23 protein-coding genes and 1 pseudogene are annotated in these 21,938 nt (G+C 63.4%); 4 read left to right on the forward strand and 20 right to left on the reverse strand.

Translation table 11 applies throughout. The features are described from left to right. From O7A61_RS18170 to O7A61_RS32620, 3 genes are all read right to left on the reverse strand, one after another. Nucleotides 1-1,173, reverse strand: a 1,173-nt coding sequence (locus O7A61_RS18170) for an NfeD family protein (RefSeq protein ID WP_337130964.1), incomplete at its 3' end; no start/stop codon positions are given. A 275-nt stretch (nucleotides 1,174-1,448) separates the two neighbouring features. After that, nucleotides 1,449-1,808, reverse strand: a complete 360-nt coding sequence (locus O7A61_RS18175) for an SPW repeat protein (protein WP_337130965.1) — start codon at nucleotides 1,806-1,808, stop codon at nucleotides 1,449-1,451. A gap of 479 nt (nucleotides 1,809-2,287) precedes the next feature. Continuing rightward, nucleotides 2,288-2,431, reverse strand: a complete 144-nt coding sequence (locus O7A61_RS32620; RefSeq protein WP_442921087.1) for a hypothetical protein — start codon at nucleotides 2,429-2,431, stop codon at nucleotides 2,288-2,290. A gap of 1 nt (nucleotide 2,432) precedes the next feature. Here O7A61_RS32620 and O7A61_RS18180 point away from each other — a divergent pair. Further along, nucleotides 2,433-2,534 (forward strand): annotated as a pseudogene (locus tag O7A61_RS18180) (AraC family transcriptional regulator); the annotation flags it as partial. A gap of 269 nt (nucleotides 2,535-2,803) precedes the next feature. After that, a complete protein-coding gene (locus O7A61_RS18185) occupies nucleotides 2,804-7,315 on the forward strand; it encodes an autotransporter domain-containing protein (protein ID WP_337130966.1) in 4,512 nt (1,503 codons plus the stop codon). 44 nt (nucleotides 7,316-7,359) lie between these two features. Here O7A61_RS18185 and O7A61_RS18190 read toward each other — a convergent pair whose 3' ends face one another. From O7A61_RS18190 to O7A61_RS18210, 5 genes are all read right to left on the reverse strand, one after another. Further along, a complete protein-coding gene (locus tag O7A61_RS18190; protein ID WP_337130967.1) occupies nucleotides 7,360-8,241 on the reverse strand; it encodes a DMT family transporter in 882 nt (293 codons plus the stop codon). Nucleotides 8,242-8,387: 146 nt separating this feature from the next. Next, a complete protein-coding gene (gene arsK / locus O7A61_RS18195) occupies nucleotides 8,388-9,626 on the reverse strand; it encodes an arsenite efflux MFS transporter ArsK (RefSeq protein ID WP_337130968.1) in 1,239 nt (412 codons plus the stop codon). Then, nucleotides 9,607-10,020: an arsenate reductase (glutaredoxin) gene (arsC, locus tag O7A61_RS18200; RefSeq protein ID WP_337130969.1), complete on the reverse strand. Its 414-nt coding sequence runs from the start codon at nucleotides 10,018-10,020 to the stop codon at nucleotides 9,607-9,609. Before arsC ends, arsK begins: the two co-directional genes overlap by 20 nt. After that, nucleotides 10,017-10,724: an MIP/aquaporin family protein gene (locus O7A61_RS18205; RefSeq protein WP_337130970.1), complete on the reverse strand. Its 708-nt coding sequence runs from the start codon at nucleotides 10,722-10,724 to the stop codon at nucleotides 10,017-10,019. Before O7A61_RS18205 ends, arsC begins: the two co-directional genes overlap by 4 nt. Next, nucleotides 10,721-11,074, reverse strand: coding sequence for an ArsR/SmtB family transcription factor (locus O7A61_RS18210; protein ID WP_337130971.1), 354 nt, complete (start codon nucleotides 11,072-11,074; stop codon nucleotides 10,721-10,723). Before O7A61_RS18210 ends, O7A61_RS18205 begins: the two co-directional genes overlap by 4 nt. A gap of 42 nt (nucleotides 11,075-11,116) precedes the next feature. On the opposite strand from O7A61_RS18210, the gene O7A61_RS18215 reads away from it, so the two are divergent. Beyond that, nucleotides 11,117-11,659 (forward strand): DUF6428 family protein, encoded by a 543-nt coding sequence (locus O7A61_RS18215; RefSeq protein WP_337130972.1) that lies wholly within the window; start codon nucleotides 11,117-11,119, stop codon nucleotides 11,657-11,659. 54 nt (nucleotides 11,660-11,713) lie between these two features. Here the strand turns inward: O7A61_RS18215 and O7A61_RS18220 are convergent, their stop codons facing one another. Then, nucleotides 11,714-12,796, reverse strand: coding sequence for a sensor histidine kinase (locus O7A61_RS18220; RefSeq protein WP_337130973.1), 1,083 nt, complete (start codon nucleotides 12,794-12,796; stop codon nucleotides 11,714-11,716). Nucleotides 12,797-13,073: 277 nt separating this feature from the next. After that, a complete protein-coding gene (locus O7A61_RS18225; protein WP_337130974.1) occupies nucleotides 13,074-14,540 on the reverse strand; it encodes a hypothetical protein in 1,467 nt (488 codons plus the stop codon). Between the two features lie 205 nt (nucleotides 14,541-14,745). Between O7A61_RS18225 and O7A61_RS18230 the strand changes: the two genes are divergently transcribed. After that, nucleotides 14,746-15,393, forward strand: a complete 648-nt coding sequence (locus O7A61_RS18230; RefSeq protein WP_337130975.1) for a sulfotransferase family protein — start codon at nucleotides 14,746-14,748, stop codon at nucleotides 15,391-15,393. Between the two features lie 85 nt (nucleotides 15,394-15,478). Here the strand turns inward: O7A61_RS18230 and minE are convergent, their stop codons facing one another. The 10 genes from minE to O7A61_RS18280 form a co-directional block, all read right to left on the reverse strand. Beyond that, nucleotides 15,479-15,751, reverse strand: a complete 273-nt coding sequence (gene minE, locus O7A61_RS18235; RefSeq protein ID WP_027144293.1) for a cell division topological specificity factor MinE — start codon at nucleotides 15,749-15,751, stop codon at nucleotides 15,479-15,481. Next, nucleotides 15,748-16,563, reverse strand: a complete 816-nt coding sequence (gene minD, locus O7A61_RS18240) for a septum site-determining protein MinD (RefSeq protein ID WP_027144292.1) — start codon at nucleotides 16,561-16,563, stop codon at nucleotides 15,748-15,750. The genes minE and minD overlap by 4 nt, the downstream gene beginning before the upstream one ends. Nucleotides 16,564-16,721: 158 nt before the next feature. After that, nucleotides 16,722-17,564, reverse strand: coding sequence for a septum site-determining protein MinC (gene minC, locus O7A61_RS18245; RefSeq protein WP_337130976.1), 843 nt, complete (start codon nucleotides 17,562-17,564; stop codon nucleotides 16,722-16,724). Nucleotides 17,565-17,677: 113 nt separating this feature from the next. Then, nucleotides 17,678-18,160 carry a hypothetical protein gene (locus O7A61_RS18250; RefSeq protein WP_337130977.1) on the reverse strand — a complete coding sequence of 161 codons (483 nt, stop codon included), beginning with the start codon at nucleotides 18,158-18,160 and terminating at the stop codon, nucleotides 17,678-17,680. A gap of 9 nt (nucleotides 18,161-18,169) precedes the next feature. Then, nucleotides 18,170-19,141, reverse strand: coding sequence for a toll/interleukin-1 receptor domain-containing protein (locus O7A61_RS18255; protein ID WP_337130978.1), 972 nt, complete (start codon nucleotides 19,139-19,141; stop codon nucleotides 18,170-18,172). A gap of 330 nt (nucleotides 19,142-19,471) precedes the next feature. After that, the gene (locus tag O7A61_RS18260) at nucleotides 19,472-19,621 is read right to left on the reverse strand and encodes a hypothetical protein (protein WP_337130979.1); all 150 of its coding nucleotides are present in this window, start codon (nucleotides 19,619-19,621) and stop codon (nucleotides 19,472-19,474) included. A gap of 50 nt (nucleotides 19,622-19,671) precedes the next feature. Then, complete coding sequence (locus O7A61_RS18265; protein ID WP_027144288.1) at nucleotides 19,672-19,959, reverse strand: hypothetical protein; 288 nt, start codon at nucleotides 19,957-19,959, stop codon at nucleotides 19,672-19,674. 239 nt (nucleotides 19,960-20,198) lie between these two features. Then, nucleotides 20,199-20,522, reverse strand: coding sequence for a DUF2934 domain-containing protein (locus O7A61_RS18270; RefSeq protein WP_140508670.1), 324 nt, complete (start codon nucleotides 20,520-20,522; stop codon nucleotides 20,199-20,201). Between the two features lie 120 nt (nucleotides 20,523-20,642). Then, nucleotides 20,643-21,242 carry a BA14K family protein gene (locus tag O7A61_RS18275; protein ID WP_337130980.1) on the reverse strand — a complete coding sequence of 200 codons (600 nt, stop codon included), beginning with the start codon at nucleotides 21,240-21,242 and terminating at the stop codon, nucleotides 20,643-20,645. Between the two features lie 107 nt (nucleotides 21,243-21,349). Continuing rightward, complete coding sequence (locus tag O7A61_RS18280; RefSeq protein WP_337130981.1) at nucleotides 21,350-21,859, reverse strand: DoxX family protein; 510 nt, start codon at nucleotides 21,857-21,859, stop codon at nucleotides 21,350-21,352. Nucleotides 21,860-21,938: the final 79 nt, after the last annotated feature.

Consider the following 21,938-nt stretch of genomic DNA (forward strand, 5'->3'; position numbering starts at 1 on the left):
CCAGAGATAGGTGCCGCTCAGCAGCGCCCATCCAAGCGTCAGCGCGGCGGCGGGACCGATAACGGCCCATGACAAGGCAAAGCCCGGCCCCTCGACCCGCAGCAGCATGGCGGCACCGAACAGAAAGGCGGCCACGCCGCCGAGCCCGAGCACGACGGTGGGATTGAAGGCCTCGATGATCAGGAAAATGACGCCGAGCAGCATCAGGGCAAGGCCGGTATAGTTGATCGGCAGGAGATCGAGCGCATAGAGGCCGAGCACGAGACAGGTGGTGCCGATGACGCCAGGCGCGACCGCGCCCGGGCTGGTGAACTCGAAGACGATGCCATAGACGCCGACCAGCATCAGGATGACGGCGGTGTTCGGATCGGTGATGACGGAAAGCAGCTGGATGAACCAGCCCGGCTCCAGCGTCTCGACCGGCAGCCCCTTCGTCGCCAGCACCATGTTCTTGCCCGCCACATCGACGGTGCGCCCATCGGCCAGTTGCAGCAGCTCGGTGGTGTCGCGGGCGACGAGATCGATCACATGTTCCTGTAGTGCCGCATTGGCCGAAAGGCTCGCCGCTTCGCGCACGGCCTTCTCGCCCCAGTCGCCGTTGCGCCCGCGCAGTTCGGCAAGAGAGCGGATCAGGGCGACCGCGTCATTGGTCACCTTGGCCATCATCGCGTCGCCCGCCGGCCGCCCGCCGGCTTCCTTCTGGTCGCCCCCGCCCTTCTGGTCACCCACGTCCTTCTGATCGCCCTTGTCGCCGCCCGGAAGCGACGGCATGCCGCCAATCTCCATCGGCGTCGCCGCACCAAGATTGGTGCCGGGCGCCATCGCCGCGACATGGGTGGCATAGAGGATATAGGTGCCGGCACTTGCCGCATGGCCGCCGGCCGGCGCGACATAGCCGATGACAGGCACCGGCGACGCCAGTATGTCGGCGATCATCTCGCGCATCGACGTGACCAGCCCGCCCGGCGTGTCGAGCTGCAGGATGAGGACCGCCGCGTCCCGCCTGACCGCGGCATCGAGCGCTTCCTTGAGCTGCCTGCTGCTTGCCGGCCCGATGGCGCCGTCAATGGCGACGCTCAGCGCAACCCTTTCGCTCCCGGCTGAGGAGAAGGGAGAAAGCACAGCCGCGACCACAAAGGCCGCGGCAAGAAGGGCCACCCGCGCGAAGGTCACGCTCAAACTCCTACCCAAGATATGGGTTTGATCTCACCGAAATCCATGGGCGCGGCCTCCCGATCGCAAGCGGGTGGCCAGATCGGCACGGGTGGTCCGGCAAACGGATGCCGGCGGACATTCACAAAAGTGCCCGAACTTTTACGGCGCGCGGCCCCCATCGTCCTCGCGGCACCAGAGCGCCAGCCCAAATTTCGTGTACCTTGGACGCGCATTCCAAATCTGCGGGAGGAGCCCGTCACTCGCGCGCCGAGCCCCACCTTGGTCCGTCCCAATCACGCGTGCGCGTGCGGGTGACGGAAGTCCCAGACGGCCCAGCCGGATACGGCAACCACCAGCACGCCGAGAACGACGTCAGTGGCCATCGCATGTGTGTTCGCCATGAAACCGAGTAGCCAGGGCGAAACGATCAGCCAGAGCCCGAGAACGACACTCACCCATTCTTCCCACTCGGCGAATGCGGTAAGCGCTGCCAGAGCCATGACACCCAGCACGACGCCAACAACCCAGGCGTTCCATACAGGTGCGGTTTCAGCAGCGAAGCCGATTATCCAAGGTGAGATGAACAGGCAGATGGCAAGGACCAGATTGAGCCAGTCCTGGCCCTTCTTTCCTTCCATGAGCATATTAGCCATGACAACCTCCATAGATGAAGCTTGACCAAAGCATTACATTCGCGTGCGACGCACGCTTAGTTATTGATGTAATTATGCTTCACGTGGCCTGCAAGACCTGCTCGGCGGCAGGCTCGGCCGGGCGTAGGTAGGGTTCCCTGCACCCCTTTGCGGTCGGTCCACTCCCGAACGGGATCAGTACGCGGCATTCCCAGTGCAGGGAGTGCAGCCGGCGTTTTTGCCCGGGGCGCGAATCCCAGGGTTGTCGTGCCGACGAAGGTCATCCGACGCGAAGGGCAATCGGCGCGCGGCTTAGCCGATGTCTATCACCGAATTGGCCCGGTGGTGTCCATGGTCGCTCCGCTACGATCCTCCTAGCGGTGGCGCGGCACCCGCGAATTGCCGGGGCTCAAAGCTCCATCGACTCAATATGGGTTGTATTCTTGCAAAGTCCATGAAGGAGCCGCCGTCGGAGATCGGCGACGAAGAGACGGCCTCTCCTACTCCGGCGACGGCACCGGCGGCTTGGAGGTCAGCGACGTGCCGGCGGCGGCCACGATAAAGGCGGCGATGCCGGCCAGTTGCGGCCAGCGCGCCGAGCCCGGTTCCAGGCGGGTCAGCGTGCCATGGAGGCGCGCCGGCATGCGGGTCAGCGACATCGCCATGATAAGCGGATTCAGCGATGTGTCGTACTTCAACCGCTGCTTCCGCCGCCGGTTCGGCCGTACGCCGCCGAGCGCCAGATAGACCTGGGCACCTCCGCGACTGGTGAACCGACGCGGCCATGCCCGATTCCCTCCGTGAGAGACCGAAAGCCAGGGCACCTGCGGCAATCAGAGGGCCAAACCGCCACAGTGCGCGCAAAAGGCACGGCTTTTCACTCCAGTCCAATTCCAGTGCGGCCCTGCCCAAGACAAGGCCGGGCTCCAATGACATGTCAGCCTCAGGGTGAAACGACTGTCATGTCAGGGGATCGAATGCCACGGAATGGATTTGGAGGCCGCAAGGCTAACGCGTTGAAAAACCTGGCGCTGGCATCGACCGCGCTGGTCGGCCTTGGCCAGCCGATCCCTGCATCGGCAGCCGAGATCTGGACCGGCGCCGCCTCCACGGACTGGTTCACCGCCGGAAACTGGAATCCCGCATCGGTACCGACGGCGGCCGATAATGTCACTATCAACACCACCGTTATAAACCCGACCGTCATCAACGCCGGAAATGGTTTTGCCGGCGGTCTCACCATAGCCAATGGCTCTTCTTCAACCGGCAATCTGACCATCTCGAATGGCGGCACTCTTACCAATCTCTATAGTTATATCGGCTACGTTTCCGGCTCCTCTGGCACCGCCACGGTCAATGGCGCCGGCTCGCAATGGAACAACACGGGCAATCTCTATGTCGGGTTCAGCGGCGCCGGATTGGTGACAGTTTCAAATGGCGGCCTGTTGTCGGATGACCTTGCCAGTCTTGGCGGGAGTTCCTCTGCCACCGGCACCGTTGTGTTGACGGGGGCAGGCTCGGCCTGGACGAATGCTTCCCAAGTAACTGTCGGCGATCAGGGCACCGGATTTCTGGACATTTTCAGCGGAGCAACAGCAACGGATGTGACCGGCGTTGTTGCCGCGAATGCCGGCTCCCATGGCACGGTCAACGTCTTCGGCCCGGGGTCGACATGGACGAACAGCGGAAATCTGACGGTCGGACAGACTGGCACGGGCGCAATGACGGTTTTAGCCGGCGGTGTGGTGAGCGACCTTGCTGGCTATCTCGGATATTCCGCGGGCTCCAACGGGACGGCGACGGTCGGTGGCATCGGCTCGACCTGGACCAACAGTTCGTCGCTCTTCATCGGCGATGCCGGCGCCGGCACTCTGACCATCTCCAACGGCGGCGCTGTAAGCAATTCCCTCGGCTCGATTGGTGAGCAGGCCGGTTCCAGTGGCTCGGCGACTGTCACCGGCGCCGGCTCGTCCTGGACCAATTCCGGCAATCTACTTGTCGGCTGGGGCGGCGCCGGCACTCTGACGATCCAGAGCGGCGGCGTGGTGAGCAACACCAACGGCCAGATCGGCTCCAAATCCGGCTCGACCGGCGCCGTGACAGTCGCCGGCGCCGGCTCGTCCTGGACCAATTCCGGCGAGCTTTATGTCGGCTGGAACGGCGCCGGCACGCTGACGGTCCAGAACGGTGGCACGGTGAGCAATACCAACGGCTATATCGGTGAAAATTTCAGCCCGGCCGCCGCCGCGACGGTGGACGGTGCGGGCTCGCACTGGACCAATTCCGGCCTTCTCTCCATCGGCAATTACGGTGCCGGCGCGCTGACGATCCAGAACGGCGGCGCAGTGAGCGCCATGTCGGGTTACATCGGCATCGATGCCGATTCGAGCGGCACCCTTACGGTCACCGGAAGCGGATCGACCTGGAGTGACACGAACGGCCTCTACGTTGGAAATGGCGGCACTGGCATACTGAACATCCAGAACGGCGGTCTTGTCAGCAGCAACATCGGCTTTGTCGGTGCCACAGCGGGCTCGACCGGCGCGGCGACGGTCGATGGCATAGGTTCGATCTGGAGCATCGCGTCGAGCCTCTTTGTCGGCGACGCCGGCACGGGCACGTTGACGGTTTCGAATGGCGGCACGGTCAGCAACGGCGTGGGGGCCATTGGCGCGAAAGCAGGCTCGACCGGCATGGTGTTCGTCGATGGCGCGGGTTCGACCTGGACCAATAGCGGCGATATGCAGGTCGGACTTGATGGTTCGGGCACGTTGAACATTACAAATGGAGGCAGTGTCAGCGATGTCAATGCCTCGCTTGGGTACGGTGCCGGCGTAGGTACCGGCATCGTAGATGGTGCGGGTTCGAATTGGTCCAACAGCGGCTTTCTACAGGTCGGCGCCGGTTCGATCTCCACATTGGCGATCACGAATGGCGGCGTCGTAAGCGCCGGTAGCGGTTCGGTGGATTCTTCGAGTAAGGCAGCTGTCGATGGCATCGGCTCGACCTGGGTGAACATCGGCGGCTTTACTGTGGGCGTTGGCGGAGCAGGCACCGTTTCCGTATCGGGAGGTGGTGCCCTCAGCGACGTAGACGGCACTTTGGGTTACTATCAGGGCTCCAGCGGAACCGCGACGGTGGATGGTGTGGGTTCGAACTGGGCGAATACCGGCAAACTCATTGTCGGCCAATCAGGAACCGGCACGCTCGACATCACCAATGGCGGGGCCGTCACCAACCAGACTGGCTCGGTGGGCAACGACGCGGGGTCCATGGGCACCGTCACGGTGGACGGGGCGGGATCCTCGTGGAGCACCGATGATGTTCTTGCCGTGGGTCTCGGCGGTCGCGCAACGCTTTCGATCTCCAACGGCGGTTCAGCGGTTGCTGATGTCGTGATTGTCGGCGTCGGCCAGGGAGCAGCGGCCACAGGTGCAGTGATCGTCGACGGCGTGGGCTCGAAATTGACCAACAAGAACGGCATGCTTCTCGGCGGCCTCGGAAGCGGCACGCTCGCCATCACCAATGGCGGCGTGGCCTCCGGCGGCTTTGCTTACTTGGCGATCGGTGCCAATGCCACGGGCCAGGCAACAGTCGACGGCCCGGCGTCGCTGTGGGAGATTCATGGCGACCTGGGGATCGGTTTCGGCGGTACGGCTTCAGTGACGCTCTCCAACGGCGGCACGGTGATCGCGGACGGCCTTGCCGTAATCGCCAGCCAGGCCGGCTCGACCGGCAGCCTCAACATCGGCGGCGCGGCAGGTTCCGTGGCGACGGGCGCTGGCATTTTCGGACCGGCCGCATTGCAGTTCGGAATTGGCGCCGGCACGCTCAATTTCAATCATACCGAGGCCAGCTACGCTTTCGGCGCCGCCATCAGCGGACTGGGCACGATCAACCAGCTCGCCGGCAACACCAAATTGACAGGTAATTCCTCCGGCTTCACCGGGACGACGAACGTTCTCGGCGGCGGCCTCTATGTCAACGGCTCGCTCGGCGGCGCGATCAATGTCACCGGCGGCCTGCTTGGCGGGTCGGGCACGGCAGGCGATGTGACCATTGCTTCGGGCGGCACCTTTGCACCGGGCAATTCGATCGGCACGATCAATGTCAGCAACACAACCTTCTCGGCGGGTTCGACTTATGCCGTTGAAGTCGAAAGCGGCGGCACATCCGATCGGATCAGCGCCACCGGTACGGTGATGATCGGCGGCGGCACGGTCGACATCATCCCCTATCCGGATTATGCGATCGGCACGACCTATACGATCGTCACGGCGGCAGGCGGTGTCACCGGCACCTTCGACAAGGCCAGTCTTGATAGCGGCGGCTCGATCTTCATTGCGCCGACGCTCACCTATGACGCGAACAATGTCTATCTCAACCTGGCCAAGGCAAGCTTTGCCAGCGTTGGCCTGACGCCGAACCAGATCGCCACCGGCGGCGGCGCCGAAAGCCTTGGCAGCGGCAATCCGCTGTTTGATGCCATCTTCGCCCTGCCGAGTGAAGCCGCCGCCCAGGACGCTTTCGACCAGCTTTCGGGCGAAATTCACGCCTCGGCCAAGGGCATGCTGCTCGAGGACAGCCGCTTCGTCCGCGACGCCGCCAGCAATCGCATCAGCGCCGCCTTCGGCGATATTGGTGCGGCAGCGTTGCCGGTCATGGCTTATGGCGAAGGCGGGCCCGAAATGGTCGCCGCCGATACCGACCGCTTCGCCGTCTGGGGCCAGGGCTTCGGCTCCTGGGGCAAGACGGATTCCGACGGCAACGCCGCCGCCTTCGACCGCTCGACCGGTGGCCTGCTGGCCGGTGCCGACACTTTGGTCGGCGGCTGGCGCATTGGCCTCATCGGCGGCTACAGCCATTCCTCCTTTGAGGTGGATGAGCGTCAGTCATCCGGCAAGAGCGACAGCTATCATCTCGGCCTCTATGGCGGCACAAATTGGGGTGCCATCGCCTTCCGCACCGGTGCGGCCTACAGCTGGAACAGCCTCTCGACAAAACGCTCGGTTGCCTTCAACGGTTTTGCCGATCAACTGTCGGCCGACTATGACGCCGGCACGGCGCAGGTGTTCGGCGAACTCGCTTACAAGGCTGATGCCGGGCGCTTCAAGTTCGAACCCTTCGCCAATCTCGCTTATGTCAGCCTGCATACCGACGGTTTCACCGAAAGGGGCGGTGCGGCGGCCTTGACCAGCACCGGCGCAAGCACCAACGCCACCTTCACCACAGTGGGCCTGCGGGGCTCGACCGGCTTCATGCTTGGCGGCATCGACGCCACCGCGCGCGGCATGCTCGGCTGGCGCCACGCCTTCGGCGACGTCACCCCGACCTCCAGCTTCGCCTTCACCGGCGGTGACGCCTTCACGATCGCCGGCGTGCCTGTCGCCAGGGACGCCGCGGTGATCGAGGCCGGCCTCGACCTCGACATGTCGGTCAATGCGACGCTCGGCCTGTCCTACACCGGGCAGTTCGGCGGCGGCACGGTCGGCCAGGGCGCGAAGATCCATCTGGGCCTGCGGTTTTGAACAATCGGCCGTGCAGCGTGAGCCCGCGCCTTCCTCGACCCACCCTACTCCGGCGACGGCACCGGCGGCTTGGAGGTCAGCGACGTGCCGGCGGCGGCCACGATCACGGCGGCGATGCCGGCCAGCTGCGGCATGGTCAGGTTTTCCCGCAGGAATAAAAACCCGGCCAGCGCGCCGAGTCCCGGTTCCAGGCAGGTCAGCGTGCCATAGATGCGCGCCGGCATGCGGGTCAGCGCCACCATCTCCAGGAAGAACGGCAGCGCGCTGGAAAACAGGCCGACGAGCAGCGCGCTGACCAGGATCGAGGGCGCGAGCAGCGCCGATCCTGCTTCCGCGACGCCGAAGGGCAGCACCAGCATGGCGGCGATGGCCATGCCATAGGCGGTAGTGCGGGTGCCGAGTTCCGCGCCCGCCTTCTGCGCCAGCACGATATAGAGCGCCCAGAACCCACCGGCGGCCAGCGCCAGCATCACGCCGGTCGGATCAAGCGGCTGCAGCGAGCGGATGAAGGGCGACAACAGGACGATGCCGGCGACCGCCAGCGCGATCCAGGCAAAGTCGCTGGCCCGCCGCGAGGTGAGCGTCGCCACCAGCAGGGGACCGGAAAACTCCAGCGCCACCGCGACGCCGAGCGGGATCCTGGCAAGCGCTGCGTAGAACAGAAGGTTGAGCGCGCACAGCGTCACCCCATAGGCGACGAGCCACGGCAGAGTGGCGCGCGAGGGCCGCATCTGCCAGGGCCGCAGCACCGCGATCAGCATCAGCGCGCCGATGACCAGCCTGAGCGTCGTCGTGCCTTGCGCGCCGATCACCGGGAACAGCGTCTTGGCGAAGGTGGCGCCGATCTGGATCGACACCATGGCGCCCATCAGTGCCGCGACCGGCAAGGGTGCTGCTTCGCGGCTGGCAACCGGCATTGATGTCACTTGTGCTTCATCCTCCATACCGGCAGGCGCAAACCTGCTGGCAGGAACGCAATAGGCTGAACCGGCCTTGCTGTCGTGAGACAGCGCGGATGCCTCGATGAGGGCACGGCCAAATGGCATGAACCGGCGGGCATCGCCGTCGGACATCACACCCGGTCGTTGCGCGCCTCCGGCAGTCTGGTGATCGCCACCAGGACGAGCAGCGCGGCACTGCCCAGAAGCGCCATCGCTCCGAGCGACCAGGCAATGCCGATATGCACGATGGCAAATGCCAGGGCAAAGGGCGCCACGGCCGAAACGATCAGCCGGGCCGACATGACCCGGCCCTGCAGCCGGCCGTAGCCCTCGCTGCCGAACAATGTGAGCGGCAGCGAGCCTGTGACGATGCTGAAAAGCCCGTTGCCCATGCCGAAGATGACGGCGAACGCCATCGCCCCGGCGATGGAAGGGGCGGTGCTATCCAGCACGACCACACCGGTTGTCATCAGGCTGGCCGAGATGATGGCGAGCATCAGCGGCGACAGCTTGCCGCCGAAGACCATGTTGACGAAACGGCTCAACACCTGTGATGGGCCAAACAGCGTTCCGACGATGGCGGCGGTGGCCCCAAGGCCAAGCCCGGAAAGCAGCGGCACCATATGCACCAGCACGGCGGCGCCGATCAGGTTTTGCATCGAGAAGGCAATGACCATCAGCGCCAGGCCGAGCGGCCGCGACGGGGCGGGAAGCGATCCCTTGATATGCCGTGGCGGCGCGCTTGCCGCGCGCCTCCCCTTGGCAAGCCCGTGCGAGAGCCAGGCGTGCAGCGGCAGGCAGACAAGCAGGTTCAGCCCGGCGAAGACAAGATAGACGCTCTGCCACGGCATATGCGCGTGCAAGGCTGACGTGATCGGCCAGAACACGGTCGATGCGAAGCCGGCAATGAGGGTGAGATAGGTGATGCTGCGTTGCGCGGCACGCGGCCTTATCTGCACCAGCAGCGCGAAGGCGGCGCCATACTGCACCAGGTTCGATGCCACTTCGAGGACGATCAGCGCCGCCACGAAGGCCACGGCCGTGGGAGCGCAGGCGCAGGCGGCGAGTGCCGCCGCTGCAAGGACCGAGCCGGCGGTCATGATTTTTCCGGCGCCGAAATGGTCGATCCAGCGTCCCAGCCAGGGCGCCGTCAGGCCGCCAACCAGCAAAGCGGCCGAAAGCGCACCGAAAATCCATTCGGTCGGCCACCCCAAATCCCTCGCCATGTCGGCGGCAAGGATGCTGAAGCTGTAATAAAGCGTGCCATAGCCGATGATCTGGGTGACCCCAAGGGCGGCGATTGCGGCTATCGGCGCGCGTGCCGAGGCATCGAGGTCGGAAAGGCCCCGATCACTTGATGCCACGGTCACCGGTTACCACCTCGCCGTCTTCCTTGGTGAAATGGTTCACCGGATGGTCGAGCAGGTCGAGCACGAGCTCGGATGGCCGGCACAACCGCGTCCCCCTGGGCGTCTCGACGATCGGCCGGTTGATCAGGATCGGATGCCTCAGCATGGCATCGAGCAGCTGCTCGTTGGTCCATTTGGGATCAGCCAGGCCAAGCTCGGCATAGGGCGTGCCCTTTTCGCGCAGCAAGGCGCGCACCGGAATTCCCATGGCGGCGATAAGCCGGCGCAGGCGGTCCCGGCTGGGCGGATGTTGCAGATATTCGATGACGACTGGCTCCTCGCCACTCGCTTTGATCATGGCAAGCGTGTTGCGCGACGTGCCGCAGTCGCGATTGTGGTAGATGGTGACGGTCATGGCGCGGCCTTGACGGCAAGAGGTTGGATTTCGGATTGCGGCTGCAGCAGCCAGGTCATCAGCGCCAAGGCCAAGCCGGCGCCGGCGAACTCGGCGGCGATGAAGCCGGGAAGACTTGCCGGGCTGATTCCGGAATACGTGTCGGTGAACGCCCTGGCCACCGCGACCGCCGGGTTGGCGAAGGACGTCGAGGCGGTGAACCAGTAGGCAGCGGTGATATAAAGGCCGACCAGCCAGGGCACGGCCGCGCGTTCGAAGCGCAGGCCGGCCAGGACGACGGCGAGCAGGCCGAAGGTCGCGACGCCTTCCGAAAGCCACTGCGCGGCGCCGGTGCGGCCATGCGTCGACAGCGCCAGCGGCGCCAGCCCGAACATCAGATGCGCGATCATCGTTCCGGCAATGCCGCCGGCAAGCTGGGCCAGTATATACAAGGTGCAATCGCTGGCCGACAGGCGGCGCGACAGAGCGAGAGTGAGCGACACGGCCGGATTGAAATGGGCACCGGATATTGGGCCGAGGGTTGTGATCAGCACGACCAGGCTCGCACCGGTTGGCAGCGTGTTGCACAGAAGTGCCAGTGCGCCGTCGGCCGTCAGCGACTGCGCCATGATGCCTGAACCGACGACCGTAGCCACCAGCAGCGCCGTGCCGAGGCTCTCGGTGACCAGACGGCGCGGCAGGTCGAATTGGCGCTCGACCGTCATCGAGCCGTCTCTTGCGCATCGGCCGCACAGCAGCCCGGCGCCAGCGCCGGCGCGCAAATCTCCTGCCGTCCGGAGCAGCAATCCTCCATCAAAAAGCGGATGAGCCCGCTCAGCGCTTCATATTCGGCGCTGTAGACCATGGACCGGGAATCGCGGCGCACGCCTACCAGCCCAGCCCGTTCGAGTTCCTTCAGGTGGAAGCTCACATTCGACGCCGAGACCTCGACCTTCTCGGCGATAGCGCCTGCGGCAATACCATCCGGACCCGCGATCACCAGATGCCGCAGGATGCGCAGACGCGTCTCCTGCGAAAGCGCCGCGAAGGCGGACAGGGCTTGACGTTCATCCATATTTCAACAATCCTAGAAATGTTGAAACAAGGATTACCGCACATGCTTGCCTCTGACAATCGGGAATTTGAACCCTCCCCCACCGTCGTCAGTGATCCCGAGGACATCACCATCGCTGGCCTGCTGGGGTTTTTGGCCGGCCACAAGGACAGGCAGCTGGTGTTTGTCTACGATGGCCGGCCGGTGCGGCCCGGCTACCACGTCACCGAGGTGAAGGCGGGCACGTTCGAGGCGCTGGACTGCGGCGCCAATCCGGAAGCCTGGGCCGAGATCTTCGTCCAGCTCTGGGACGTCGACGAGGACCGCACGCATATGCCGACCGCGAAATTCTCCGCGATCATCCGCAAGGTGACGGAGCATGTCGATCTCGACCCTTCCGCGCGGCTGACCTTCGAGGTCAGCGACGGTGTGCACCCGATCGCGCTTTATCGGGCCGCCCTTCCCCGGCTGGTCGACGGCGCGGTGCATGTCGAGCTTTCGCCCCGGCCTGCAAGCTGCAAGCCGCGCGACCGCTGGCTGGAGGAAGAGCGGAAAGCCAAGGCCTGTTGCGAGCCTTCCGCCGGCTCGCAACCTTGCTGCGGATAGATTACAGCAGGCTGGCCGGTCCAGCGTGGGTGAAGCGCCATTTCAGTATCCAGTCTAGGCTGCAGCGGCAGAGCGCTTGAACACGATTGTGACCCGGGTGCCTTCGTCAGCGCTGGAGGTCACATGGAACTCCGCCTTGGCATTCTCGCTCAGCGACTGTGCGATGAGCGCGCCGAGCTTGCCTCGCTTGGGCCAGCTCTCGCCGTCCGGCAACCCGATCCCATCATCAGCAACGACGACGCGGCAACCATCCCCGTTTACGACGCTGTGCAGGGTGATCGTCCCACTGTCGCGCCCGCGAAATGCATGCTTGAGCGCATTGGTCAGCAGTTCGTTGACCACCAAGCCAGTGGGCATGGCAACGTTTACCGAGACCGGATAGGTGTCCACTTTCATGTCGAGGCGAATGCCCTCGACAGCATGCGAGGCCATTACGGCGGACGCGATCTGGCTGAGGTAAACGCCGAGATCGACCTCCTCCTTGTGCTCCTCGCCCGACAGGGTCTGATAAAGGATGGCCAGGGCGTCGACGCGGCCGGCCAGTCTTTCGAAGCGGTTGCGGTCCGGCTCGGTCGCATTGCGCGTTTCGAGGCGGATCAGGGCGGTGATCATCTGCAGATTATTCTTCACCCGATGCTGCAATTCCCGCAACAGCGTGTCCTTCTCGCGAACGCGCTCTTCGATCGAGCGCGCATCTTCGGTCTCGCCATGGGCCGAGACGTCGACCAGAGCCACCAGCCGGAAGCAGGCTCTGCCATTGTCATCCTCGATGACGTTGGAATAGACGTCGACGATTGCAGGCTTGTCCTCGGCCCGCTCCAGTCGGAAGGTACCGACGAAATCGGTTTCGTCGACCACCGCACTTGATAGTGCGCGATCCTTCTGCTGGTGCAGGCCGATGCCGGAAAGTGCCGCCCAATGCTTCTGAGCGAGCTTGGCCGCCTTCAGACCGGACAGTTTCTCGAACTCCGGATTGGCATAGACGACACGTTCCCGCCCGCTGACATCCGAAACGGCGATTGCAATTGGCACCTGGTCGAGGAACTTCTTGAATTGTTCGCTTTCCAGCGCGCTGGCAAGGTCCGGCGTTTCGAGCAACTGCTCGACCGTCTCCGCCTTATCTGAATTCGATGTCATCTGCTCATCCAGGAATTTTCTGAGGCCATCAATATCAGCGAAGTATTGCGCGAGCTATCGCCAAAGCGGCATTGCCACTGGCACAATGAGCAGGCCGGCACCAGCCTGGTCTCACGCAACGGTAGCGCCATGGAGCGCGGTCAATACCGAAGACCGGTAGGTGATGAAATACTGGTCGCGATGCGCCTGGCGGCCTCGACGGCCGCTTTCGACTGCCCGGCATTGAACAGCGCACGCTGAGCCCGAAGCGCTGGGCAACGAGACCTGCGGAGCCGAGCTACGACGTGGCGCGCAGGTTCCTGCGGATGGGCCGCCTGCCCGTTGCACGGGCTTTCTCGGCCACCACGGCGGCGATCTCGACCACCTCGCCTTCGCGCGGTCTGCCGTTGGTGGCCTTGTGGAGCCGCTCGTAGGGCAGCAATTCCTTGATCCGGGCATTGAGCGACGCGATTTCGGCCCGCAGATCCTCGCATTCCTGCCGTTGGACATCCCGTTGTATGTCCTCCGACGCCTGCTGCAGCGTGAGCTGCGAAAGAGTGGCGTTCGCCCTGGAAAGGCTCAGCTTGTCGGCTTCGTTCTCATCCGTGAGCGCGGACAATTTTTCATCGGCGATCTTCTTTTCGGCCACTGCGTCGTCCAGCTCGGTCTTGAGCCTGGCCATCTCGGCGGCGGCCGCGCTGTTCTCGTTCGAGACCCGCTCCAGCCGCGATTCCAGGTCTTGTATCTCGGAACGCAATCCGCGCATTTCCGTCTGGGCGCGAGCCCGTTCGGCTTCCCAGTCGCCTTGCATCATGCTGGCCGACTCGGTCTTTTCCGCCAGCTTCGCCTGTGTGGCCTCGAGCGCCTTCTGCAGCCGGATCTCCTCTTTCTCGCTCTTGCCGAGCGCCGCCATCAGTTCGGCAAGCCGCGCCGCTTCGCTGGCGTGGATTGTCGAAAGCTCGTCCAGCCTGTGGCGCGCCTGGGTCTCCCGCTTCAGCACCTTGTCGAGCTCGGCCGAGAGGCTGACATGTTTTTCCCGCAGCATCTTGCTCTCGCGCAGGCGCCTGTTGGCTTCGACCGTCCTGGCCGTCAGCCGGTTGGCGATGTCGCCGAATTCCGCGTCGCGTTTGGCGCTGGCATTGGCCGTCTCCGTGAGCTCGAGCCTTACCGCCGCAAGCGTTGCGCGAAGCGTCTCCCGGTCCTGGACCAGGCTTGTCTCGCGCTGCTGCAGCAATTCGCACGCGCCGTCACGCTCGCGCAGCTTTGCCGCCGTGTCGTGCAGCTTTTCCGACAGCGCTCTTTGCTCCGCGACCAGGCCGGCATTTGCGAGCTCCAGCTCGTTGGCGCGAAGAATGTCGGTGTGAAGGATGTTGAGGAATTCGCGCGTCAGATGGTGCGAGGTCGAGATCTCCGACAGTTTGCCGTTGATCTCATCCAGATAATCCCTGGCGTCGTGGAACATCCCCTCGAAGGCATTCAATGCCGCCAGCCGGGTCTGGGCATGGGGGGTCAGTCGTGGCGCGGTTTTGGCGGTTTCGGCATTGCCCGCGTCATCCGGATTGTCCGCGGCATCCGCATAATCGGCATCGACTTGTGATGGCGAAGCATCGGCGCCTGACTCGGCATCGGGGACACCGTCGCCCTTTGGCGGTGACTCGAATTCGCTATCGAGGCTGGCATCCAGGGCGTCCGCAAGATCGTCCTGCAACTCCTGGAGGGCGTTATCTACGTCTTCAGCACGCTTGATCAGGCTCTTGAAGTTCATACGGAACTCCCTCTTACGCAACCAAACCGGATATTTAACAAACTGCTAATATGCATCCTTACATCCGCTTATTCCGCAGGGGAAGCCCCCCTTGGAAAATGTAAATTTCCGACATTGGCGATTTGGATGCCGCGAGCAGCCGGTGCCGAGCCTCCGGCGCAGACCGTGGCGTTCGCGACGGTGTGAACGTGGTGTGCAGCCTGATATGCTGCCGGCAAACGGCTTGCAGGTCGAACGGGAGGGCGTGGAGATGTCGATCAAGGTGATCGGAACCGGCTTCGGCCGAACGGGCACGGATTCGATGCGCGAGGCGCTGGCCATTCTCGGCTTCGGCCCCTGTCATCACATGCATGAAGTGAACGGCAACGAGGAGCAGAAACGGATGTGGCGCGCGCTGGCCCAAGGTGCCACGCCGGACTGGAACCAGTTGCTCTCGGGCTATGTCTCCTGTCTGGACTGGCCCTCGGCTTACTACTGGCGCGAACTGATCGAATTCTATCCGAATGCCAGGGTGATCCTGACCTACCGTTCGGCCGAAAGCTGGTGGGAGAGTTTTGAAAAAACGATCGCGGCGGGACTTGAGCAAAGCGTGGATCAGGAATCGCTGGGCCTTGCCCTGATCGCCAGGCAGGTGTTCGGCGGCCGGCCTGGCGATCGAGCGCATGCCATTGCCTGCTACGAGGCCAATGTCCGTGCGGTGTACGCCGGGGTGCCACCGGAGCGGCTGCTGGTCCACGCTCTTGGCGATGGCTGGGAACCGCTGTGCGCCCATCTCGGCGTTGCGATACCGGATCAGGACTATCCCAATCGCAACAACGCCGCGGGCTTCAGGTCGAGATTTTCGCTGAACTGATCTGGACGAATACCCACGGTGCCGGCCCGGCAAAATCCGGGTCCCTCGCCCCTCTGGAGCGGGGCGAGGAAAAGGCGCGGCGTTTTTACCCCGCCATGGCCAGCGGCACGGCGCTCTTGTTGGGGATCTGGATGTCGATTTCCAGCGTCGACATGGTCTCGCCGCGATCCATCGAGACCTGGAGATAATCCTGGTCGATCTGCACATGCCTGGCGATCACAGCCATGATCTCCTCGCGCAGGATGGAGACGAGATCGGGCTGGCCACGGCTGCGGCGCTCATAGGCGAGCAGCACCTGCAGCCGCTCGCGCGCCACCGGCGCGCTGGTGCGCCGCTTGAAGAGGTCGAGGATGCTCATGCGGCCCTCCTTCCGAGCAGACGGTCGAGAAAGCCCTTGCGTTCGAAGGGCACCACCACCGGCAAATCTTCGCCTTCCAGCCGCCTTGCCGCCTCGAGATAGGCCTTGGCGGCGTTGTTGAGCGGCTCCGACAGCGTCACCGGCGAGCCGAGGTTGGAGGCGCGCAGCACATCCTGGCTTTCCGGGATGATGCCGAGCAGCGGCACCGAGAGGATTTCCAGCACGTCGTCGATCGACAGCATTTCGCCGCGCGCGGCGCGCGCGGCGTCATAGCGGGTGACCAGCACGTGCTTGGCGATCTGCTCGCCCTGTTCGGCGCGCATGGTGCGGGCGTCGAGCAGGCCGATGATGCGGTCGGAATCGCGCACCGACGACACTTCCGGATTGGTGACGATGACCGCCTCGTCGGCGAAGCGCATGGCGAGCTGCGCGCCGCGCTCGATGCCGGCCGGGCTGTCGCAGAAGACATAGTCGAAGACCGATCGCAGCTTGTCAATCACCTCGCCGACGCCCTGCTCGGTCAGCGCATCCTTGTCGCGCGTCTGCGAGGCCGGCAGCAGGAACAGCGTGTCGACGCGCTTGTCGCGGATCAGCGCCTGCGACAGCTTGGCTTGGCCCTGGATGACGTTGACGAGGTCGAACACCACGCGCCGCTCGGCGCCCATGATCAGGTCGAGATTGCGCAGGCCGACGTCGAAATCGACCAGCGCCACCTTCTTGCCGGTCTTGGCGACCGCGGCACCCAGCGCGGCCGTCGAGGTGGTCTTGCCGACGCCCCCCTTGCCCGATGTGACGACCACTACCTTGCCCATGGAAAAAGCCTCCGTTGCCTGTTGTCGTTTGTTATGCCGTGCGCCGCACGGTCAGAGCCTGCCATCATGCCATCCCAAACCGGTCCGAAGCTTGCGCGCGGTGCCTCGGCGCTTGTCCGGACCGGAGCCGTGAAACCGGGTGTCAGCATCGCACCGCCCTAGTTCAGCGGCACAACGGCGAGCATGTCGCCTTCGAGGAAGGCCTGCACGGCCTTGCCGCGCGAGACGCCTTCCATCTCCTCGGCAGTCGTGTACCAGCCGTCGACCGAGATCAGCTCCGCCTCGTTCCTGCGGCAGAAGATGCGCGCCGACCGATTGCCCTGCGAGCCGGCGATGGCGCGGCCGCGCAGCGTGCCATAGACATGGATCGAGCCCGCCGCGATGATCTCGGAGCCGGACGCGACCGAGCCGAGCACGATGACATCGCCGTGCGGATGGAAGATCGACTGGCCCGAGCGGATCGGCGACTTGACCATCAGCGTGCCGGCCTGGACCGCTTCCACCACGCCGGCTTCCGCCGCCTTGGCAGCCTTGCCCTTGCCGGCCTCGGCCTTGATTTCGACCGGCTTGCCCTCTTCGGGCTTGCCGGCATCCTTGCCGCGATCCGAAAACACCGTCTCCAGCCTGCCGGCTTCTTCCAACGCCTCCGTCTTGCCCTTGCGACCGGAAAGCAGGCCGTCGGACGTCGCCTCCTTGGCGCCGGTCAAAAGCGGCGGCAGGTCAAGCCCGAGCGAAGCCCCTTCGAGCTCGATCGCATAGACCCGGATGCCGCGCGCACCGAGCGAAGCAACCAGCAGCGCGATGTCGGCGACCTCAGGCTTCAGCACGTTCAAATCGAGCACCACGGGGCGCCCGGCAAAATACCCCGGCGAATTGCCGATCCAATGATCCAGCCCCTCCAGCCACGCCGAAATCGGCGCCTCCGGCGTGAGCGAAAAGGCCACGAAAGAACGGGCGCGAAAGCGAATGGATTTTGTTTCAACGGGGGCGGCAAAGGTCACGGCCAGCGAATCCTTACTGAGAGGTAAACGCTAGGGTGGGAATGGTTAACGAATGGTTAATTTTACGGTGATCACTTTGCGACGTGGAGCGCAGATGCCTCCGGCAATCTCTGTCAATTTCCAGTCTCCACCTTGTCGGCGTCAACTTCTAGCAAGACACGCTTCTCAAGCCCTTCGCCGTTGACTAGTTGCCACTTTGTGAAGCCGGCCGATAGCTGGGGGTTTATCTCTAGCAGCCCAGTCTCCAGCGTTACTTTCGAAAGCCCGCCATAGGAACCATCCCTTTTTGCGTAGATTACAATCTCCGTTCCGGAACGCACGACCGCCCCAACCTTGCCATATACCGAGCGTGGATCGAAGACGCTCGCCTCATCTACCTCTACGCGGATATTCGGAATCAGGAGGCCGGCCCAATTGCTTGCAGCAGATGTTTCGAAAAAGACAAAATTGTAGTTCCCTCCTAGGAAAACTGCTGCCGGACCACCTTCGATCTGCCCGATCAAAAAAGTAGCCTCATAGCCGCCCCGTGGCAGCATCAAAGAAAACGGCTTCGCATCCGACAGCGTTCCTACCGAAAATTCTTTTGAAGAGAGCACAAGGATTTCCTAGCTATTGATTCGACGCTGGAGTGGCTCGATCAGAATACTCCAATAAAATTCCGCTGCACCCTCCTGAGATAGCTTCTTGTCGCGCTCCTGACCGATAGTCGCCATACCCATACTCAGAAGAAAAAGCGCCTGATCATCGGCCTCGACACGGAGAGATTCGTTCATAGAGTTGCTTTCGGTGGTCTCTCCATGGACATAATTTATACCTCGTGCGAAGCTACCACTGCCCACGTATACCGTGCCCCGCGCTATGTCTTTGCCATCTCGATAAATGGTGGCAAAAAATCTATTTGCGTCTATTCGGCGAAACACCCCTTCGAAGCCCGGATTCCGAACCGAAAGCTCCGCTAGCGAATTCTCGAAATAGCGGGACATATATTCAAACGTATCTAGCTGAAACTGATCTTTTTCGCGTATGGTAAAGGTCTTCGCAAGTCGAAGATTACTGGACCTTGGCGCGGCGGGCTGACGAAACGCCGACGTCCCGATCTCGGCAGTGGTCTCTGTTTGTGACGCAACATCTGTTGGAGCAACCAACCGACCGACAGCTTCCCTGACAGCTTTGGCTACTTGGAGGAACGCTTCATCGATATCCGGCCATTGAGTTATTGGCTTGCCATCACGGGGCGTAGCATTAAGCTTCCCAAATGGGGCGTGATGCCAGTCGCACGCGCGCAGGATAACGGGAATGACAACAGCCTTGCCAGCGTTGTGCCGCTCCATAGCCCGCTTCATCTCTATATCGTAACAGTAATCCGAGGCGATAAAATCGGCGCTGACAAGCAATAAAATTATTTCGTCGGTATTTACATGCTCGTTGATAGCGTGGTCGATGTTCTGGCCTGCGCCGATGCGTCGATCATGCCATGTCTCAATCACACCCTGTCGCCTAAGCATCGCAAGCTGTTTTTCAAGCTGATCTCTCAGCGCTTCATCTGCATGCGAATAGGAAAAGAAAACATTCGCCATACTGCCCTCCTCGACGGAGGATCAATGTCACGGTCATCCAGCCGTTGGCAAGGACGAATAGGCTGCCTATGAGACCTAAAATGAGAATGGGCGCACCATCACCGGAACTCTCAGGAAGCAGCGACTGAATCAATCCGATCTGCTGATGCTCCTCACGTATAGAATTGGCGACTATATAGGCGATCTTGGTTCACACGAATTTGATCCGCGCGTGGAGCGGCGCCCAGCAACAGCGATTCGAGTTCTTCAACGGTCATCGAGGTTGAATCCGGTCTCGTTCTAAGAGACCAACTTGGTTGGGCTGGTCAAGCAAGCTTTCGCTATATCCCCTCACCCCCGCTTGAAATACTGCACCTCCCGTTCATGCTTCTCCGCCGCCTCCCGGCTATCGAACGTCCCCAAATTCCGCCGCTTCCCCGTCTTCTCGTCCTTCTTCCGGGAATAAAGCCGGTATTTTCCGTCTTTCAGCTTCCTGATCATCGGTCTCTCCCTTGGCGAAGGGCCCGGCCATCGCCGAGCCCCTCCCTTTGTCAGTCGCGGTGTTCGGGCATGGCTTTCAGTTGGTCCTTGGTCCAACTGGTCACGGCGTGGACGTCGCCGTCCTCGTCGCGCATGAAATCGAGTTCGTTGGCGGCGACGGCGACCGGTTTGGCGCCGATGCCGAGGAAGCCGCCGACATCGATCACGACCTGGCCGCTGCCATGCATGTGGTCGACGGAGCCGATCTTCTCGTCGTTGGGGCCGTAGATGGTCGCGCCTTCAAGCGTGTCTGGGGTCAGTTCGGCGGGGCGGAGCCTGACGTGGTTTGCGTGGTCCATTTGTGCATCTCCTCTGGGGGGTGGGACAGGGTGAACCTCCGAGGCGGCCAAGGGTTCCGACATTGCCGCGGATGACGGAAGTAGCGGGCGCAGATGACGGAGGACAGCGCTCTACCCCCTCTGTCCTGCCGGACAGAGGGGGGCGTCGTAGAGAACTGACTTCGCGGATTTGGGGGCCGGCTCGAGGAATCATCTTCTCATCAAGCCGCGCCAACGCATTGTCTCGAAATGCCTCGCGTTCAGCGCCTGCGCTTGGCCTTGAGGTTGCGCGCGGCCTGTTCGATCGCGGCGCGGTCGGTGCCCAGCCTGTCGAGCAGCGCCTGCGCCTCGTCGCCCGATATGCCGGCGCGGATGGCCAGTTCCTCTACCGTCAGCACGTCGGAGCTGGCGATCTCGCCGGTCTGCGGCAGCGCATCGTCGGCCGTCAGCGGCAAGGCGGCTTCCCGGTCGATCTCCATCTCGGCCTGGCGCCAGTGCCGGTCATGGTCGCCATGCGCGCCGCCTTCGCGCTGCCAGATCTCGTAGGCGCGGTTCCTGATCTTGTCGTCGCGGTCGTCGCTCATCTCGATTCCTCCACTCATGTGAGGCATGAACGCCGCGCCGATCCGAACGATCCAAAAAATCTGCGTGATCGTTGGGGTCACGAGGCGCCCATTATGCAGCGCTGGTCCCTCATCCGGCGGCTATTCGCACTGGCGCCTGGGTCCGCCGGAATAGGGCTGGTAGCTGTTGTCCTCGGGCCGGTAGGAGCGGTAGCGGCTGAAGCAGGAATCGACGTGATCGGCGGAAAGCCCCGTCGTGGCGGTCGAAGCGGCGGCGTCCGTTTCGGCGTAGCTGACTTCGGCTGAAGGCTTTGCGCCTTGGTCGGCGCCGGCGTCGAGATAGGGCGAGACGCAGGGGCGCAGCCGCCCGCTATAGGACAAGTAGCTGTTGTCGTCGGGATGGTAGGAGCGGTAGCGGCTGGCGCACCACTGGAGATGGGACGCCGGCAGGACCGCGTCGCTTGCCGCGGGCTCGATCGAGCCGGTCGCGGCCGGATCGGGTGTCGGCTCCTTGGCGGCGATATCGGGCGGGGCGGGCTGGTCGGCCGGCAAGCGTTCGAGGTTCTGCGCCGCCTTGTTCACCGGCCGCGCGTTCCTGGTCCAGAGCTCCGTCACGCTGACGGTCGGCCTTGCCTCATGCGCGGGCTTGGCGGCAAGCAGCCACGCGGCAAAGCCCAGCCCGCTGCCGAAAACCGCCAGCGTCAAAACGAAGCCGCTGACCAGTGCCACAATCGCTTTCACGTCACGCTCCTTCAGCCCCTGCTTATAGAATGCGGAGCATCAAGGCTGGTTCCAGCAAAGTGCGTGTCGCAAGCGTGCTTGGACGAGGCGCGCGGGCTCAGCCCCGCTCAAACCGGCAGCCTCAGGGAAAACTGGTTCTCCACCGCCAGCAGCGCCGCCACCATGTCCTTGTCGCGCCGCCGCTGCTGCAGGTAGCCGGCTAGGAGCCAGTCCAGCGAGAACCTGCCGGCGCCGGCCGCGGCCAGCACGAACATGCCGCCGGCGATAGCAAGATCCTTTTCAAAATGCAGCAGTTCGTTCTGGCTGGCGAAGTTGGTGTGGAACAGGGTTGCGGTGGCAAGGCAGAACAGGCCGAGCCCGATGGCGCCCAGCCGCGTCAGCAGGCCTGTTGCGACGGACAGTCCTGCCCCCAGTTGCAGGGCCACGGTGGCGATGAACAGCGGCAGGCCGACGCCGAGGGCCTCCATCGCCTTGGCGGCGGCGTCGAAATGGGTGGCCAGGGTGACGCCCTCATGCAGGAAGATGAGGGAGAGCAGCAGGCGGCCGGCGAGCAGGGCCGCGTCCCTCAGGTACAGTCTGGTGGCGAGCAGCTTCGCGGCGCGTTCGTTCAGGATCATGGTCGGGCTCCGATATTTCTGGCACAGGCGACGCCGCGCGGGGTGGCGCCTGCCGAATGTGATGTTTGAAAGGGCCGGA

It is taken from the genome of Mesorhizobium sp. Cs1321R2N1 (assembly GCF_037179725.1).
In the GTDB taxonomy this organism is placed as follows: Bacteria; Pseudomonadota; Alphaproteobacteria; order Rhizobiales; family Rhizobiaceae; genus Mesorhizobium; species Mesorhizobium salmacidum.

Coding starts and splice junctions, on each gene's coding strand:
- O7A61_RS18175 (WP_337130965.1), bottom strand. CDS start 1,808: ATGGCTAATATGCTCATGGAAGGAAAGAAGGGCCAGGACTGGCTCAAT.
- O7A61_RS32620 (WP_442921087.1), bottom strand. CDS start 2,431: ATGCCGGCGCGCCTCCATGGCACGCTGACCCGCCTGGAACCGGGCTCG.
- arsC (WP_337130969.1), bottom strand. CDS start 10,020: ATGACCGTCACCATCTACCACAATCGCGACTGCGGCACGTCGCGCAAC.
- O7A61_RS18205 (WP_337130970.1), bottom strand. CDS start 10,724: ATGACGGTCGAGCGCCAATTCGACCTGCCGCGCCGTCTGGTCACCGAG.
- O7A61_RS18210 (WP_337130971.1), bottom strand. CDS start 11,074: ATGGATGAACGTCAAGCCCTGTCCGCCTTCGCGGCGCTTTCGCAGGAG.
- O7A61_RS18215 (WP_337130972.1), top strand. CDS start 11,117: ATGCTTGCCTCTGACAATCGGGAATTTGAACCCTCCCCCACCGTCGTC.
- O7A61_RS18220 (WP_337130973.1), bottom strand. CDS start 12,796: ATGACATCGAATTCAGATAAGGCGGAGACGGTCGAGCAGTTGCTCGAA.
- O7A61_RS18225 (WP_337130974.1), bottom strand. CDS start 14,540: ATGAACTTCAAGAGCCTGATCAAGCGTGCTGAAGACGTAGATAACGCC.
- O7A61_RS18230 (WP_337130975.1), top strand. CDS start 14,746: ATGCTGCCGGCAAACGGCTTGCAGGTCGAACGGGAGGGCGTGGAGATG.
- minE (WP_027144293.1), bottom strand. CDS start 15,751: ATGAGCATCCTCGACCTCTTCAAGCGGCGCACCAGCGCGCCGGTGGCG.
- minD (WP_027144292.1), bottom strand. CDS start 16,563: ATGGGCAAGGTAGTGGTCGTCACATCGGGCAAGGGGGGCGTCGGCAAG.
- O7A61_RS18255 (WP_337130978.1), bottom strand. CDS start 19,141: ATGGCGAATGTTTTCTTTTCCTATTCGCATGCAGATGAAGCGCTGAGA.
- O7A61_RS18260 (WP_337130979.1), bottom strand. CDS start 19,621: ATGATCAGGAAGCTGAAAGACGGAAAATACCGGCTTTATTCCCGGAAG.
- O7A61_RS18265 (WP_027144288.1), bottom strand. CDS start 19,959: ATGGACCACGCAAACCACGTCAGGCTCCGCCCCGCCGAACTGACCCCA.
- O7A61_RS18270 (WP_140508670.1), bottom strand. CDS start 20,522: ATGAGCGACGACCGCGACGACAAGATCAGGAACCGCGCCTACGAGATC.
- O7A61_RS18280 (WP_337130981.1), bottom strand. CDS start 21,859: ATGATCCTGAACGAACGCGCCGCGAAGCTGCTCGCCACCAGACTGTAC.